The organism is Streptomyces sp. NPDC006140 (genome assembly GCF_040628815.1).
In the GTDB taxonomy this organism is placed as follows: Bacteria; Actinomycetota; Actinomycetes; order Streptomycetales; family Streptomycetaceae; genus Streptomyces.
Genome location: NZ_JBEXTS010000002.1, coordinates 271380 through 287925, shown reverse-complemented (window position 1 = coordinate 287925; position 16546 = coordinate 271380). Strand labels below are relative to the sequence as shown.

At 74.4% G+C, this 16546-nt stretch carries 10 protein-coding genes and 1 pseudogene; all 11 read right to left on the bottom strand.

The window, feature by feature from the left end:
* Positions 1-1237 (bottom strand): annotated as a pseudogene (locus tag ABZ386_RS06560) (ABC transporter ATP-binding protein); the annotation flags it as partial.
* An 11-nt stretch (positions 1238-1248) separates the two neighbouring features.
* Positions 1249-2979, bottom strand: a complete 1731-nt coding sequence (locus tag ABZ386_RS06555; RefSeq protein WP_358963912.1) for an ABC transporter ATP-binding protein — start codon at positions 2977-2979, stop codon at positions 1249-1251.
* Between the two features lie 79 nt (positions 2980-3058).
* Positions 3059-3205, bottom strand: a complete 147-nt coding sequence (locus ABZ386_RS06550) for a SapB/AmfS family lanthipeptide (RefSeq protein ID WP_351337010.1) — start codon at positions 3203-3205, stop codon at positions 3059-3061.
* Positions 3202-5841, bottom strand: a complete 2640-nt coding sequence (gene lanKC / locus ABZ386_RS06545) for a class III lanthionine synthetase LanKC (RefSeq protein ID WP_358964445.1) — start codon at positions 5839-5841, stop codon at positions 3202-3204. Before lanKC ends, ABZ386_RS06550 begins: the two co-directional genes overlap by 4 nt.
* 248 nt (positions 5842-6089) lie before the next feature.
* Positions 6090-7493, bottom strand: coding sequence for a cytochrome P450 (locus tag ABZ386_RS06540; protein WP_355726190.1), 1404 nt, complete (start codon positions 7491-7493; stop codon positions 6090-6092).
* Between the two features lie 131 nt (positions 7494-7624).
* Positions 7625-8731 carry an FAD-dependent oxidoreductase gene (locus tag ABZ386_RS06535; RefSeq protein WP_351337016.1) on the bottom strand — a complete coding sequence of 369 codons (1107 nt, stop codon included), beginning with the start codon at positions 8729-8731 and terminating at the stop codon, positions 7625-7627.
* Between the two features lie 166 nt (positions 8732-8897).
* Positions 8898-10061: a substrate-binding domain-containing protein gene (locus ABZ386_RS06530; RefSeq protein ID WP_351337019.1), complete on the bottom strand. Its 1164-nt coding sequence runs from the start codon at positions 10059-10061 to the stop codon at positions 8898-8900.
* A gap of 30 nt (positions 10062-10091) precedes the next feature.
* On the bottom strand, positions 10092-11183 hold the full coding sequence (locus tag ABZ386_RS06525) for an ABC transporter permease (protein ID WP_358963908.1): 1092 nt from the start codon (positions 11181-11183) through the stop codon (positions 10092-10094).
* Entirely contained in the window at positions 11180-12730 is a 1551-nt protein-coding gene (locus tag ABZ386_RS06520) for a sugar ABC transporter ATP-binding protein (protein WP_358963905.1), read from the bottom strand. Before ABZ386_RS06520 ends, ABZ386_RS06525 begins: the two co-directional genes overlap by 4 nt.
* Positions 12731-12797: 67 nt before the next feature.
* Positions 12798-15863, bottom strand: coding sequence for a SpoIIE family protein phosphatase (locus tag ABZ386_RS06515; RefSeq protein ID WP_358963902.1), 3066 nt, complete (start codon positions 15861-15863; stop codon positions 12798-12800).
* A 163-nt stretch (positions 15864-16026) separates the two neighbouring features.
* A complete protein-coding gene (locus ABZ386_RS06510; RefSeq protein WP_351337030.1) occupies positions 16027-16449 on the bottom strand; it encodes a secondary thiamine-phosphate synthase enzyme YjbQ in 423 nt (140 codons plus the stop codon).
* Positions 16450-16546 lie beyond the last annotated feature (97 nt).

Below are 16546 nucleotides of genomic sequence, written 5' to 3'. Positions count from 1 at the left end.
GACCGGCCTCGGCGGCTTCCGAATCCCCGAGCCGGGACACCGGCAGACCGGCCTCGGCGGCTTCCGAATCCCCGAGCCGGGACACCGGCAGACCGGCCTCGGCGGCTTCCGAATCCCCGAGCCGGGACACCGGCAGACCGGACTCGGCGGCTTCCGAATCCCCGAGCCGGGACACCGGCAGACCGGGCTCGGCGGCTTCCGGCGTCCCCGGCCGGGACGGCGACAGACCGGCCTCGGGCTCCGCGGGCCGGGACGCCGTCGCGCCCTGCGCGGCCTGCGACTTCGTGGGGCCCTGGGCGGGCTCGTCCGCGACCTCGGCCATCCGGCCGACCGTGACCAGCAGCCACAGTCCGCTGCTGCCGAGGCCCTGTACGAAGCCCTGGAGGGCCGGCTGGAGGGCCTGGGACACGTACGTCACCGCGCCGAGGATCGCGCCCGCCGTCACGCCGTTGCGCACCAGCCAGGGCGCCGCGAGCAGGATCAGCAGCAGGGGCACCCAGCCGCTGATGCCGAGCGCCGCGGTCCGTACCGCGGTGAGGCGGGCCAGCGACAGGGCCGCTCGCGCCGCGTCGTCGACGTGCGCGCCCGCCGCCGCCCCGATCCGGTCCTCGGCGCCGCAGGCCACCACGTCCCGCAGCCCGCCGGTCAGGCCGCCCGTGGTCTCGGCGATGCGCTCGTCCGCCAGGACGACCTCCCGCTGCCGCGCGGCCATCGCCCGCAGCGCCGCGGCGAACAGGGCGAGCCCGAGCAGCAGCGGAGGCAGGACGAGGACGACCAGCATGACGTCGAGGCCGGCCAGGCCCACCAGCACGCCGACGGCGGTGACCAGGAAGCCCTGGACGAACAGCACGATCGCGCCGTAGGCGTCCCGGGCCCGTTCCACGTGCTCGGTGAGCCGGGCCACCCCGGCGGTGTCGGCCGGCTCGCCCAGCCGGGCGGACCGGCGCAGGGTGCCCTCGGTCACGAGGGTGGTCAACTCGTCGCGGAAGGGTTCGATGAGCGCGGCGAGGCCGAGCACGGCGTGCCGGGTCGCCCAGGCGCCGACCACGTAGGCGACGGCCAGCGCGCCCAGCCAGAGGAAGCCGGTGACCGGCCGGTCGGCGAGGAAGCCGCGGTCGACGGCGCGGGCGACGATCCACCCGGAGAGGAAGGCGGGCACGGCCTGCACCAACGACCAGGCCACGAGCCGCCCGTACTCCCGGCGCCGACGGCTCAGCGAGGAGCGCAGGATACGCACGGACCGCCGGCTCACCGGGCACCCCCGGCGCCCGTACGGACCGGCGTCCTGGTCAGGGACGGCGGCTGGAAGGTGGCCCGGTACTCGGGGTCCGCCCACAGGTCGCGGTGCGTCCCCCGCCCCCGGACCCCGCCGTCGGCGAGCCAGATCACGAGTTCCGCCCGGTCCGCGGTGGAGGTCCGGTGGGTCACGATGAGACGCGTGCGGTCGGCGAGCGCGCCGGTGAGCACCTGGCTGATGTGGTGCTCGGTCACGGTGTCGAGGCTGGCGGCGACGTCGTCGAGGATGAGCACTCTCCCGGCCTGGACGAAAGCCCGGGCCAGTCCGACCCGTTGCGCCTCCCCGCCGGAGACCGGGGTGTCGGCGACCCGGCTCGCGTAGCCGGCGGGCATGCGGCGGATGAACGCGTCGGCCCGGGCGGCCCGGGCCTGCGCCGCCAGTTCCCCGGCGGAAGGGGTGCGCGGCCCGAACCCGATGGCGTCGGCGAAGGTCTCGCCGAGCAGCACCGGGCGTTCGAAGCCGTACGCCACGGCCCGCCTGAGCTCCTCGCGGGCGAGTCGGCGCAGCGGTACGCCGTCGAGCAGGACCTCGCCCTCGTCCGGGTCGACGAGGCGTCCGGCCAGCGCGGCCAGCAGCGACTTGCCGGACCCGGAGCGGCCGACGACGGCGACGAGGGCCCCGCCGGGGATCGTCAGGTCGAGGTCGTTCAGGACGGGGCCGTCCGCGCCCTGGACGGTCACGCCGCGGAACTGGAGCCGGCCGGGGCCCGCGGGGAGCCGCTCACTGCCGTACGCCACGGGCGGTTCGGCGATCACCTCGGCGACCCGGGCTGCCGCCGCGCGGGCCTGGGCCAGTTCGTTCAGCGACGACATGACGCCGCCGATGCCGGCCGCCATGACGACGTACTCGCTCGCCGCGAGCACCTCCCCCGGCGTGATGCGGCCCTGGGTGAGCCCCACGCCGGCCACCGCCAGGACGGCGACCACCAGCAGCGGGACGACGAGGTCTCCGCGTGCCGAGATCCGCGCGAGCGCGTTCCACATGCCCAGTCCGTGCCGGTGCAGCTCGGGCAGGGGCGCGAGGACCCTTCGGGTCTCGCGGTCGAGGGTCCCCGCCGCGGTGATCGTGCGGATGCCGCCCAGGGCCTCGACGAGCCGTGCGGCGATGGTGCCCTGCACGCGGAAGTAGCCCTCACCGGCGTCGGAGATGTCGCGCAGGAAGGCCCGTACGAGGAGGACCAGGATCGGCATGCCCGCGAGGAAGGTGAGGCACAGCCAGAAGTCGATGAGAGCCAGGGCCGCGATCGCGCCGAGCGGGGGGATGACGCCCATGACGATCCACACCAGGCCGGACGCGGCGTCCCCGGTCCGGGCGGAGTTGCCGACCAGCCGGCTCACCAGGTCGCCCGGGGGGAACCTGCGGGTGGCCCGGGTGCCGAGGGCCAGCACGTGCCGCAGCAGTGTGTGCCGCAGCCAGGCCGTCGACCGGGCCTCGGCCGCCTGCCCGACGAGATCGTCCACGGCGTCGACGGCCACCATGACGAAGACCAGCACTCCGCTCAGGGCGAGCCACCGCGCCGCGTCACCGTGGCCGAGGACGGCGTCGAGGGTGCGGCCCATGACGGCCGGCAGCGCGAGGGTGGCACCGGTGAGCAGCAGGGAGGTGACGACCGTGACGCCCACCCAGACACCGCCTCGCCGGGCTGACGCCAGCAGCAGGCGGTCCGGGGCGCGCAGGCTCATGGTTCCTCCCGGCTGTCCCGTGGTGCGGGATCGAGGGCGAACAGATGGACGGGGACGCGCTGGGCGTCCCCGCACGGGTTCACTTGCCGCTGCACAGCAGCGCGCTGAGGTTGCTGGCGCCGCCCGCACAGAGCGTGATGCTGAGCTGGCTGTGCCTGCCCTTGGGGCCCTTGCCTCTGCCGTAGGAGAGGGTCGGATCCATGGTCTGGAGCTCGAGGAGTGTCATGAGGGTTCACCTCCTCCCTGACCTCGTGGGGACGGGGGAACTGGGCCGTGCGGCGCGTTCCGCCGGTCGCTGGGAGCGAGGAACGGCAGCCGTACGGGGCTGGTGTGCAGCGCGGAGCCGACGGCGAGCAGGACTCCCGCGCTGCCGGTGGCCAGGTCGGTGGAGAGCCGCATGAGCTGCTCGCCCGGGAAGGCGAGGTGCCCCCGGTAGGCGAGCGCGTGGCGGGACAGGCGGCGGATGTGCGCGGCGACCACCGGGTCGCGCTGCGCGGCCGCGCCCGGGGGATGCGACCGGCTGAGGCAGAGGATCATTCCCGCCAGGCCCTGGAAGAGCCCGGACTGGATGTAGAACCGGCCCGTGGCCGCCGTGCGGATCGCGGCGGACGCCGCCTGGAAGGTGTCGTCCTGGCGGTGGGCCAGGTAGTCGTCGAGCACGAGGCCGATGCCGGCGCTGCCGGTGCCCAGGTAGGGCAGGGTCCGCCAGCCCTCGTCGACCTCCATGGACCCTCCTTCGCGCAGGACGCACCGGCGCAGGTCCTGCCGGAGTGCCGTGCCGGCCAGGTCGAGGAACTCCGGATCGCCGGTGTGCTCGTACAGCCGCAGGAACATCAGGGCGGGTCCGGTGGAGCCGTGCAGCAGCCCGGCCGTCGGGGTCCCGGCGTCGTCGTCCGTCTCGTCGTCCGTCTCGTCGTCCGGTCCCAGCCGGTCGGCGACGAGGGCCGCGACCGCGAGGGCGGCGTCCCGGAGCGCGGGGTCTCCGGTGGCCGCGGCGAAGTGCTGGAGGTTCAGGCCGATCCCGGCCAGGCCGCCGTGCAGGTCGAGCCCCAGCCGCTGCCACTGCTCGCCCAGGCACATGTCGAGGACCTTCGTCGCCTCCTCGCGGTGGCCGAGGTGACCGAGCGCGTACGCGACGCCGTGCAGGCCGTCGTAGAGGCCGAGGCGCGCCCCGGGTTCGGGGTGCAGGGCGTGCCGTACGAGCCACTCCTCGTGGTCCGGGTGGCGGCCGGCGCCGACCACCTCCAGCGCGTACAGCACCCCGGCCGCGCCGTGCGCCAGGCCGAGGCCGCCGCCCGGTACGGTGAACTGCTCGACGTCGCCCGGGAAGAGCCGGTCGTCGCGCTCCGGTGTGGCGGCCGCCAGGATGGCGTCGGCCAGGGACGCGCGGGTCCGCGGCCAGCTCTGCCGGTCCGGTTCCAGCCGCTGCGGGGTGGCGGAGGCCGCCCGTACGCCGGTGCCGTCCCCGGTGATCGTCCGGACCGCGTCGTCGAAGAACCCCGGGGGGACGGGGAAGGTCCGGGCGGCCTCGTCGGCGAGCTGCCGTGCCTTTCCCGCGTCGAGCGGGAACAGGTTCGTGAGCGGCAGGAAGAGGAAGAGGCGCAGGCAGGCGAGTGCGTAGCGGTCGATGTCGGGGCCGGTCAGGCCGCGCGGGACGACGAAGCCGGGGGCGGCGAGGCGCTGGCTTCCCGGGTCGGTCACGTCCGCGGCGCCCTCGAAGTCGATCAGTACGAGACGGCCGTCGGGGCGGACCAGCATGTTGTCGGCGTGGAGATCGCCCACGACGAGGCCCCTGGCGTGTACGGCGTCGACGGCGCGCTCGACCTGGTCCAGCATGTCGAGGACCCAGGCGGTGTAGCCCTCGGTGTCCATGGCGGTGGTCTCCGGCAGGACGAGGGGGCAGCGTTCCACGAAGAGGGTGTTGAGCGTCGGTCCCTCGACGAACTCCTCGACCAGGAAGTGGTGCTCCCCGAGGACGAAGTGGTCGAGCAGGGCGGGCACGCAGTCGAGCCCGCGCAGTCGTTCGAGGGCGTCCCGCTCGCGGTGCTGCCGGGTGACCGCGTCGGCGCCGTCCAGGGTGAGTCCGGCGTACGGGCGGGCCTCCTTGAGCACGACCCGCTGCCCGGTCCGCAGGTCGTGACCGGTGTAGAGGCCGCCGCCGTTGGAGAAGTGCAGGGCGCTCTCGATGCGGTAGGGCAGGTCGGCGACGGTCGTGCTGTTCCGTTCGGCCAGGTGGGGTTCGAGGAAGGCGGGCAGGGTCACCCAGTCGGGCACCCGGAACACCGGTCCGCGCACGTCGGGCACGAGCCGGCCGGACGGGTCCTCGATCGCCGGCACCAGCTCGCCCTCGGGCGACAGGCAGGTCCGGACGGCGAACCCCCCGTACCGGACGTACAGCGGGCCGTCCCCCCAGCGCAGGTCGCTGAGGATGTACGGGCCCGGGCGGCCCGCGAGGACGGGGCCCAGCTCGTGGAGGACCGTTTCGAGCTGGGCCTCGTCGGCCGGGTAGATCGTGACGAACTTGCCGCTGGATCCGCGGGGGGCGTACTTCGCGTTGGCGAGGAGGAGGTGGTCCTCGCTCGGCAGGAACTTGAAGGCGATTCGGGCGGGGACGCAGTAGTCCCGGACGGCGGTCAGGACGTCCCGGGCCGTGCCAGGTGTGGCCGACACGTGGATCTTCCAGCCCTGCGGCGGAAGCACCAGCCCGTCGGGGGTGAGTACCACCCAGCTCTCCAGGTCGGACCGGGTCCATCCGTCCGGGGCCGGACATCGGGCCAGTTCGAAGCTGTCGCTCTGGCCTTTGGCGCGGGCGGGCGTGTCGTAGAAGTCCGGGTCCATGAGGCAGAACGCCTCGTAGCGCATGTCCACGGGAGTCTCCCGGGTCTGCCGGTGGGGCTCGGTGCCCTTGAGGCGGTGTCCACGGCTCCTGGGATGAGAGGAGCCGGCTGGACTTCGTGGGGGGAACGTTCACCCGGGGTCACTACCGAGCTTTGCAGAGTCGGTCGCCGCGGAACACCTCCGTTCGTCACGCGTGCGGCGGGAGATCGTCACCCCGGGGCCGGGAGGAACGACGAGATGCCCCGGGTGTTTTTCGACCAGGAGGCCCGCTGTCAGCGGCCGCCGCGGATCAGCCCCGTCAGATAGCGCCACAGCGACGACCGCTGCCGGGCCGACTGGTCCGGCAGGACCTCCTGGGCCACCTCCGGCGCGGGGTCGTCCGTCACCGGCCGCGCGGGCGGCGCCGAGGCGAGGGCGTAGCGCACGGGCAGCGAGCGCAGTCCGCGCATGAACGGCGAGGAACGCCAGGGCAGTTGGTCGGCCGGCAGGGCGAGGTCGACGTGGTCGAACCGCTCGAACAGGCGGCCCACACCGGCCGCCGCGACCGTCGAGGCCAGCTCCCGCGCCGGGCACTGGCGCGGACCGGCACCCCAGGACAGGTGCGCCCGGGTGCTGATGGCGGTGCCGGAGGCGACGTGGTCGGCGAAGAGCGGGTCGGCGTGCGCGGCGGCGGAGGAGACCCACACCGGGTCGCCGGCGTGGATGGTGTAGTTGCCGAGCCGGGTGTCCCGGGCGGCGAAGCGCGGGACGAAGTTCACCAGCGGCGGCTTGCGCATCACCACGCGGTTCATGGTCTCCCTGACCATCCCGGCGGACAGGCTGGCGCGCACGCTGCCCTCGCCCGAGATGACCTCCACGACGGTGTTGGAGATGAGGATGCCGACGTGGTCGGAGGTCATGCCGAGCAGCATGAACAGCTCCCGGGCCAGGTGGTCGAGCGACAGGCCCGGGTGGGCGGCCAGCAGGTAGGACGGGAAGTCGTCGCCGGGCTTCTCCAGTTTGTGCGCGGCCAGTTCGGCCAGGGTGGCCAGCAGGCGCTCCAGCGCGGCCTCGGCGTCGGGGCCCGCGTCGAGCACGCGCCACATGTCCATCAGCGCGTCGTCGCCCTGCGAGCCGGGGAAGCCGAGCAGGTGACTGGCCACCATCAGCGGCAGCGGCCGGGAGAACTGCGCGGACAGGTCGGCCACGCCGGTCCTGCCGCCCTGGCCGACCAGCGTGATGAGTTCGTCGGCGTAGGCGGTGACGGCGGACTTCAGGCGCTTGGCCTGGGGGTGGCGCGGGTCCTGGAACGGCTTGAGGGCCACGTCCCAGGCCGTGCGCAGCGGCCGGTAGCCGGGGCCGCCCTGGATCAGGATGTGGTTGACCTCCAGGGACGGTCCGAGCGGCCAGTCGGCCGGGACCCGGCCCTCGGAGCGGGCCCGCCAGTTCTCCAGTCCCTTGGGCCAGCCGTCGTCGTCCTGGAGGACTTGGAGCGCCTCGCGGTAACCGAGGACCAGCCAGGCGGGCACCCCCAGCAGGTCGACCGGCGCGACCGGGCCGTGCTGCTGCCGCAGCCGCTCGTACACGAGCGCGGGCCGCGTCTCGTAGTCGCGGGTCAGCAGCGGTTCAGGATTCAACGACTCCAGCCGCGTGTCGTCCAGGTCCACGGATCCGCCGTCACCCCACTGGGATTCCATCGTCTTGCCACCCTCCGACACGCCCTGTACCGGCACACCATCAGTCGGTAGCCGGAAACGGTGGGGACCCTACCCCAGGCGGAACTCCCGGGTAACGACGGGGGTGGGTGAGGCGACGCCCCGGTCGCGCGTCAGGCGGCGGTGTAGCCGAGTTGACGCCGCATGTAGGGCGTCATGAGGGTCTTCGCCTTGGCCAGGGTGGTGGTGCGGCTGCCGAGGACCGCGGACTCGCCGCCCGGCACGGGCAGCATGGTCAGCCCGTCGGCCGCGCCGAACGGCACGATGAGCGGGGTGCGGTGGATCGGGCGGTACAGGCGCGGCTCCTTGCGGTGCTTGCCGGAACTCTGCAGGTAGGCGCGGATGTTGTGGGCGGCGAGGTCCGCCTGGGCGAGGGCGGCGGGGGTGATCTTGAGTTCGGTGGCGTCGTTCACGTCGCCGACGGCGAACACGTCGAGTTTCCCGTCGACTCGGAGCATCCGGTCGACCTTCACGTGTCCGGCGGCGTTGAGCCAGTCGCCGTGTCCGGCCAGGCGGAGCCAGAGGGTGTTGGGGGTGGTGCCGGTCGCCCAGAAGGACAGGTCGGCCTCGAGGACGGTGCCGCGGGCGTCGCGATAGGTGCCGAAGTCGTTGCCGGGAGACATGAAGGAGTCGAGGCGGACCTCCACGTCGTGGGACTCCAGCCAGGCGCGTGCCTTGCGGCCCGGCCGCTCGCTGCCCGTGGAGTCGAGCAGGGCCGGCCCGGAGTGGGCGAGCGTGACCCGGGCGTCCGGCCGGGCGAGGCGGATCTCGGCGCTGAGTTCGACGCCGCCGGGGCCGCCGCCGACGACGAGGACGTGCTCGGCGGTGGCGATGGTGCGCTGGTGCTCGGCGAAGGACTTGGCGGCCTCCTCGGTGGTGGTGCCCACGAAGCGGGCCGGTTCGGGGTAGTCGGCGCCGGTGGCGATCACGAGGACGTCGTACGGCAGCCGTTCGCCGGTGGCGAGGGCGACCTGCCGCTCGGCGGTGTCGATGCGGACGGCCTTGCCGGTGACCACCCGGCCATGGTGCAGCAGCCGGTCGTAGGGGATGAACGGCGTGTGCGTCCACTCGGGCCGGACACCGGCGCGCAGGGAGGCGATGCGGTGGAAGAAGACCTCCTTGCGGTCCACCAGCGTGACCCGGGCCGTGCCGTCCAGCCGCCTGGCCAGCCGGACACCGGCGTAGCCGCCGCCGATCACCACTACGTCGCCGTCGAACACGCCGAGTCTCCTGTGCTGGTGGGGGGTGCGAGTGCCGCCGCGGACGGGCCCCGCTCGGACCGGCCCCGGCGGCCACTCGACTGACGGTGAGAGTAGCGCTTGAAAATTAAAGGGATTCCGAGGTTCCGTGCACGTTCCGTGAAGAGATCGGGCCTCTGACAGGCCGTCACTTCCCCCAGATCCGCCGGTAGGCCTCCCGGTAGCCCGCGGGGTCCCAGGTCGTGGCGCCGGCGCTGTTGTCGGCGGTGGCGATGTGGACGGGCGCCACGTACCCGCTGGCGGGGCGGCCCGCGAAGGCGCGGTTGAACTCGTCGACGATCTGCCAGCCTTGGAGGGACAGCGGCTCGGGCACGGTGGCGGCCTGGTACTGCCCGCTGTTGATGCGCTGGAAGGCGGACGGGTCGCCGTCACCGGCGCCGATGTTGAAGGGCGGGCCCGAGCCCTTCTCGCCGGCCGCGCGGAAGGCGGGGGCGGCGTCGGCGAAGTACAGGTCGTTGATGGCGACGGAGTGGGTCCACCGGTCCTGGAACCGGGAGAGCAGGGAGGAGATCTCGCGCGGCGTGCGGCTGCTCGCGTCCGGGATCGGGATGTTCTCCACCGAGAGCAGCCGCACCCCCTGACAGCTCGTCAGCTCCTTTCTGATCAGGTCGGACTTGTTCCTGGCGAAGGGGATCGAGGCGTCGGTGATGAGCACGACCCCGGCGCGCCCGTCCGAGTCGGAGATGATCCACTGCGCGCTGATGCGGGCCACGTCCTCGACACGGGTGGTGACGTTGGTGAAGAGCTCGGGCTGCCGGCTGGGGCCGGGTTCGGGGACCGCGTGCCAGCCGATGAGCGGGATGCGCTGTGCGGTGGCCCGGGCGACCTGCTGTGCCGTCGAGTTCGGGTCGAACCCGCCGATGACGATGCCCGAGGGCCGCAGGGCCACGGCCTCGCTCATGGCGGCCTGGATGCCGGCCGGGGTGCCCGCGCCGTCGATCACGCGGACGTTCCAGCCGATGACCCGCGCGGCCTCGCGCACGCCCCTCGCGGCGCCCGCGACACCGGGGTTGGTCATGGTCTGGGCGACGTAGACGAGGGTCTTGCCGGACACCGCCTCCGGGCCGCTGGTGGGTCCGCCCCAGGGGATGTCCGTCCGCTCCGCCCGCGTGACGGCGTCCTGGGCCCTGGCGTGGACGTCGGGGCAGCCGTTCCGGCCGGTCGCCGTCTCGTCCGGGCCGTCCGACGAGCCGCGTTCGCAGCCGAGGAGGGCGGTGACGGCCGCCAGCAGGGCGCAGCAGGCGAGCCGCGCGGTGCGGACTGTGGGGGCGGCCTTGCGGTTGCGGTGCACGGGAAGCTCCTGGAAGGAAGTCGGGGCGGCTCAGGGGGGCGTGCCGGCGGGGCCGCCCTCCGGTGCCGCGGCGGGCGGCGGCGGGGGCGGTGCGGCCGGGGTGTCGCGGGCCGCGGCACCACCGCGCAGCCTGCGGCGGGCGGCGTAGCCGGCCAGGCCGACGGCGATGAGCAGGGTGCCGCCGTGGAACAGCGGAACCGTCCAGAACTCGGCGCCCAGTTGGGCGATGCCGGTGAGGCCGACGGCGAGCACGGCGACGGCGACGACGGTGCCGAGGGCGTTGGGCCGGCCGGGCCGGATCGCCGTGGAGCCGAGGAGGGCGCCGACGAAGGCGGGCAGCAGGTAGTCGAGTCCGACGCTCGGGTTGCCGATCTGCTGCTGGGCGGCGAGCAGCACCCCGGCGAAGCCGACGATCAGCCCCGAGGCGGCGAAGGCGTAGACGGTGTACGTGCGGGTCGGGATGCCGACGAGGTCGGCCGCGCGGGGGTTGGACCCGACGACGTAGAGGTACCGGCCGAGCGGGAGCCGCTCCAGCACCAGCCAGAGGACGGCCGCGAGGGCCAGCACGTAGAAGGCGGGGACCGGCAGGCCGAGGAATGTGGAGTCGTAGAGGTCGGTGAAGGCGGGCGGGAGGCCCTGCGGGCCCGGGACGATCCGGCCGCCGTCGGTGATCCAGCCGGTGACGGCGTACATCATGCTGCCGGTCCCGAGGGTCGCGATGAAGGAGTCGATCCGGCCGAACTCGACGATGACGCCGTTGAGGACGCCCACCGCCAGCCCTCCGGCGAGCACGGTGAGGCAGGCGAGCGGCCAGGGCCAGCCCTGGTGCACCACGAGCTGGAGCACCATCACGTGGGCGAGGCCGAGGCCGTAGCCGATGGAGAGGTCGAACGCGCCGGTGACGATGGGCACCATGGCGGCGAGGGCCAGGACGGCCGGGATCGACTGGTTGGACAGGATCGAGTCGACGGTGTCCAGGGTGGGGAAGGTGTCCGGCAGGGCGAGGGAGAAGACCAGCCAGAGCAGGGCGGTGAGGACGAGCAGGCCGTAGGCGCCGATGTGGTGCCCGCCCGGGCGGCGCGGACGGCCGGGGCGGCTCTGCGGCCGGGGCGGCGGCGTCATGGGCGCGCGGTGGTGGCCGGGGGCATGGCCGAGGCCGCCCGGGTGAGTCCGGCGACGGTGAGGGCGGGGCCGCCCAGCTCGGCCGTCACGGCTCCGCGCACGAAGACCAGGGTGCGCCGGCACACGCCCGCGACCTCCTCGAAGTCGGTGGACAGCAACAGGACCGCCAGGCCCGCCTCCAGCGCCTGCTGGAGCAGGCGGTGGATCGCGGCCTTGGCGCCGACGTCCACGCCCGCGGTCGGCTCCTCGAGGATCAGCAGCCGCAGGTCCGCGCGCAGCCAGCGGCCGATCATGACCTTCTGCTGGTTGCCGCCGGAGAGCGTGGCGATGGGGGTCTCGCTGTCGCGGGGGCGCACCGCGAAGCGGTCGATCAGGGCGGCGGCCCGGGCGCGTTCGCGGCGTGGTCCGATCCAGCGGGGCGCGGGTCCGCCGCCCGCGCGGGGGTTGGCCATGAGGTTCTCCCGCACGGTCAGCTCGGCGAGGCAGCCCTCCCGCAGCCGGTCGCCGGGCACGAAGCCGACACCGCGGGCGACGGCCTCCGCGACCGTGCGGGGGCGGTACGGCCGTCCGTGGAGCACGGCCCGTCCGCCCAGCAGGGGCCCGGCGCCGGCCAGGGCGCGGCCCAGGTCCGTGTGCCCGGCGTCCGAGAGGCCGACCAGGCCGAGGACCTCCCCGGCGGCGAGTTCCAGGCTGACCGGTGCGGTCCGGGCGGTGCGTACGCCGTCGAGGGTCAGGACGGCCGGCGCGGGGGCCGGGGCCCTGGCGGGGCGGCGAGCGGCAGGAGCCTCCTCGGCGCCGACGATGTCGTGGACCAGGCGGGCGGGGCTGTGGCCGGCGAGCGGGCCGTGGCTGACGAGCCGGCCGTCGCGCAGGACGGCGAAGGTGTCGGCGACCTGGTACACCTCGTCCAGGCGGTGGCTGACGTAGAGGACGGCGTGGCCCCGGTCGCGCAGGTCGTGCAGGACGCTGAAGAGCCGGGCGCTGTCCGCGGCGGGCAGGCGGGCGGTCGGCTCGTCGAGGACGATGAGCCGCGCGCGTGCCGCCAGGGCCCGGGCGATCGCGACCAGCGAGCGGTCGGCGGGGGCGAGCGCGGAGACCGGCGCGTCGGGGTCGAGGTGTCCGGCGACGATCCGCAGGGCGCCGACGCAGCGCTCGCGGGTGCGCCGCCAGGAGATCAGCCCGGCCCGGCGCGCGTAGCCGGTGGTCAGGGCGATGTTCTCGGCGACCGTCATCCAGTCCACGAGGCCGAGGTCCTGGTGGATGAAGGACATGCTCCGGGAGGCGGTGTGGCTGCCGAGGGGGTGTCCGGCGACCGTGATCTGTCCCGCGTCGGCCTGGTGGACACCGGCGAGGATCTTGATGAGCGTGGACTTCCCGGCGCCGTTGGGCCCGAGGAGGGCGAGGACGCTGCCGGCGTGGACGTCGAGGTCGACCCCGGCCAGCGCGACGGTGCCGCCGAACCGCTTGCCGAGCCCCCGGACGCGGACCAGGGGCTCCGGGCCGAAGGGCGAGGCCGCCTTGGCTGAGGTGTCGGGAGCGTCGCGCACCCGAACAAATTACAGCATTTCGGTCATCTTTCAGGTGTGCTGTGCCTGCGCTGCCGCGGTCGATGTGTCAGGCCGCGTCGAGCCCGCACTCGGCCCAGATGACCTTGCCCTCGGGGAGGTAGCGGGTCCCCCAGCTCTGCGAGAGCTGCGCGACCAGGAACAGGCCGCGGCCGCCCTCGTCGGTGCTGGCGGCCCGGCGCAGGTGGGGGGCGGTGTTGCTGGTGTCGGAGACCTCGCAGATCAGGGTGCGGCCGTACAGCAGCCGCACCCGGATGGGGCCGGCCCCGTGCCGCATGGCGTTGGTGATCAGCTCGCTGAGGATCAGCTCCGCGGCGAACGCGGTCTCGTCGAGCCCCCAGTCGGTCAGGCGCCGTATGGCGGAGGCCCGGACCTCGCCGACGAGCGCCGGGTCGGCGGACAGCTCCCAGGTGGCGATCCGTTCGGGGTCGAGGGCGTGGACGCGGGCGACGAGCAGGGCGATGTCGTCGTGCGGGTGGGCGGGCGCCACGGTGTCCAGGACCGCCTGGCAGGTCTCCTCCGGGGCGCGCTCGGGGTGTGCCAGGGCCGTGCGCAGCTGCTCCAGGACGACATCGACGTCGCGGTGCCGGTCCTCGATGAGGCCGTCCGTGTAGAGCACCAGCTGGCTGCCCTCGGGGAGATCGACCTCCACGGCGTCGAAGGGCAGCCCGCCGAGGCCGAGCGGGGGCCCGGCCGGCAGGTCGGGGTAGGTCACGGTGCCGTCGGGGTGGACGAGCGCGGGCGGCGGGTGCCCGGCCCGGGCCATCAGGCACTGCTGCGCGGCCGGGTCGTAGACGGCGTACAGGCAGGTCGCGCCGATGACGCCGGCGCCCTTGCCGTCCGGGTCCTCCCGGTCCAGGCGTCCGACGAGGTTGTCCAGGTGGGTGAGGACCTCGTCCGGGGGGAAGTCCAGCTCGGCGAAGCTGCGCGCGGCCGTGCGCAGCCGGCCCATGGTGGCCGCGGAGAGCATGCCGTGGCCGACGACATCGCCGACGAGGAGCCCGACCCGGGCGCCGGAGAGGGGGATGACGTCGTACCAGTCGCCGCCCACGTCCGATTCGGCGGGCAGGTAGCGGTGGGCGACCTCGACGGCGTCCTGGTCGGGCAGGCCGTGCGGGAGGAGGCGGCGCTGGAGGGCCAGGACCATGGTGCGTTCGTGGGTGTAGCGCCGGGCGTTGTCGATGGAGAGGGCGGCGCGGGTGGCGAGTTCCTGGGCCAGCGAGCGGTCGTCGTCCCCGAAGGAGCCCCCCGCCCGGTAGAAGCTGGCGATGCCCAGGACGACCCCGCGGGCGAGCAGGGGGACCGCGATGAGGGAGTGGACGTGGGACAGCAGGCGCGCGGTGTGCTCGGGGTCCTGGGCGAGCCAGCCCGCGGCGGCCTCCAGGTCCGGCTCCAGCACCGCCTCGCCGCTGGTCAGGCAGCGCAGCTGCGGCGCGGTCGGGCCGAAGTCCATGCGCTTGCCGGGCGGGGTGAAGGGCAGGCCCTCGCGGACGCCGTGGACGACCGTGCGGCGCAGGTCGGCGAGGGGGTCGGCGGACTCCTCGCCGCGCAGGACGGCGTCGGGCAGGTCGATGGTGACGAAGTCGGCGAGGCGCGGGACGGCCGTCTCGGCCAGTTCCTCGGCGGTGCGGCGGACGTCCAGGGTGGTGCCGATGCGGGCGCTGGCCTCGGACAGCAGCTCCAGGCGCCGGCGCGCGGCCAGGGCGTAGGCCCCCACGTGCGGCTCCCCCACCATCAGCAGCCCCCTGGCCGGGAACGACGAGCCGGGCCGCTCCTCCCCCACGCCCCGGCCTCCGTCCGGAGTGCGGACCTCACCCGGCCGGGCGGCGCCGCCCCTGCCTCCCCCGGGGACGACGGCCTGCTTCACCTCGGCCGGGTCCCCGCCCCCGTCGGGGGCGACGCCCTTAGCCGGCTCGGCGGAGCCGCCACTCCCATCGAGGATGCCGCCGTCACCCGACTCGGCGGACCCCCCACTCCGGTCGTGGATGCCGCCCTGCCCCGGCTCCGCCGGCCCCCCACTCCCGTCGAGGATGACGCCCTCGCCGTCGGCCCTGAGCCTCGGGCCGGGTTCGGTGGCCAGGTGTCCGGGCGGAAGGGTGAGCGACGGGCGGGCGGGCAGTGGGGTGGTCGCGAGGGCGGCCAGGTCCGGCACGGTGTCCAGCTGATGGGGCAGGACGAGGGGCGCTCCCGCCGGGGAGCCGGGCAGCACGGCCTCCACGGCGAAGCCCCGCACCCCGGAGGCACTGGTCATCGGACGGCTCACGAGCGTCACCAGGCGGCCGTCGGGCAGGGCCACGTCGACGGCGGCCCGCTGCGCGCGGGAGATCAGCTCGGCGGCCTTCTCCAGCAGGATCTCCCGGTCACGCGGGGGGAGCGCGTCCGCCGGCGCGTCCCTCGCGACGCCCCGGCGCAGCCCGGCGGCCCCCGCCCCACTGGCCGCGTACGCCCGCAGCAGGGCACGCTCGTGCGCGGAGCTCTGCCCCAGCAGCCGCCGCTCGATGACCTCGGCCGCCCGGCGGATGGTGACGCCCAGCCCGGGCTGCTCGAAGCCGCGCGGGTAGCCGAAGCACAGGACGCCCTCGATGCGCCCGCTGAGCGGGTCACGGACGGGCAGCGCGACACAGGCGTTCTGCTGGGAGCGCTCCGCGAAGTGCTCGGCGCCGTAGACGCGGATGAGCTGCCGCTCGGCGAGGGCCAGGCCGATGCCGTTGGTGCCGGCGACCTGCTCCGAGAAGACGAAACCGGGGACGACCTGGATCGCCGGAAGGCGCTTGGCCATCGACGGGTCCCCGAAGCGGCGCAGCAGGACCGTTCCGTTCGCGTCGGCGACCGAGATGTTGACCTGGCTGCCGGAGAACGTGGCCTGCAGCCGGTCCAGCACGGGCACGGCCGCGCGGACGATGCGGCCGCCCGGGTCGAAGTCGTCCCGGTAGGGCAGGTCGGACTGGTCCGGCGACAGGCCCAGGGACCGGCAGCGCCGCCACGAGTCCAGGATGGATCCCCGCACGCCCTCCTCGACCGGCTCGCCCTGGAGGAACCGCTCGCGAAGGCGGGCGGGCCCCGTGCCCTCAGTCGCACGACCCGCCGGCTGGGGTTCCTCGCCGGACCGAACCACGCTCCGCCTCACTTGTGCCCGTGACCATCCGCTACTCGGAAGAATCCTGCTTTTCGGAGGAGAATCTTGCATTGATGAGGATACGGGCATTACGGGCACGCGTCACGGTGTGCCGGAGCGCCCGGGCCCGGCGGCAGGGCGGGCCGGGCCGGGCGGACCGCGCTCAGCCCAGGAAACTCAGCCGCACCTTGCGGTCCGGGTTGTCCTTGTTGGTGTCCACCAGGCACACCGACTGCCACGTCCCGAGCTCCAGGCGGCCGCCCAGCACCGGCAGGGTCGCGTGGGGCGGCACGAGGGCCGGCAGGACGTGGTCGCGGCCGTGGCCGGGGCTGCCGTGCCGGTGCTGCCAGCGGTCGTCGGCGGGCAGCAGCGTGTGCAGCGCGGCCAGCAGGTCGTCGTCGCTGCCGGCGCCGGTCTCGAGAACGGCGATCCCGGCCGTGGCGTGGGGGACGAAGACGTTGAGCAGGCCGTCACGGCCGGCGGCGGCCTCGCGGAGGAAGGACTCGCAGTCGCCGGTGATGTCGACGACCCTCTCCGCGGAACCGGTGGTGATGTTCAGGACTCGGGTGGTGAAGGCATCTGACATGCCCTCCATCCTGACGCACGCGCCGGGTTCCACCGGGACGCGCCGGACCGTGTACTGATACCGGAGTCCACTGGACGAGACGCCCGTTGACCGTGCG

What these genes read in the sequence shown, in the direction of transcription:
- ABZ386_RS06540 (WP_355726190.1), bottom strand. Translation starts at nt 7,493, where the DNA reads ATGGAATCCCAGTGGGGTGACGGCGGATCCGTGGACCTGGACGACACG.
- ABZ386_RS06550 (WP_351337010.1), bottom strand. Translation starts at nt 3,205, where the DNA reads ATGACACTCCTCGAGCTCCAGACCATGGATCCGACCCTCTCCTACGGC.
- lanKC (WP_358964445.1), bottom strand. Translation starts at nt 5,841, where the DNA reads ATGCGCTACGAGGCGTTCTGCCTCATGGACCCGGACTTCTACGACACG.
- ABZ386_RS06510 (WP_351337030.1), bottom strand. Translation starts at nt 16,449, where the DNA reads ATGTCAGATGCCTTCACCACCCGAGTCCTGAACATCACCACCGGTTCC.
- ABZ386_RS06555 (WP_358963912.1), bottom strand. Translation starts at nt 2,979, where the DNA reads ATGAGCCTGCGCGCCCCGGACCGCCTGCTGCTGGCGTCAGCCCGGCGA.
- ABZ386_RS06525 (WP_358963908.1), bottom strand. Translation starts at nt 11,183, where the DNA reads ATGACGCCGCCGCCCCGGCCGCAGAGCCGCCCCGGCCGTCCGCGCCGC.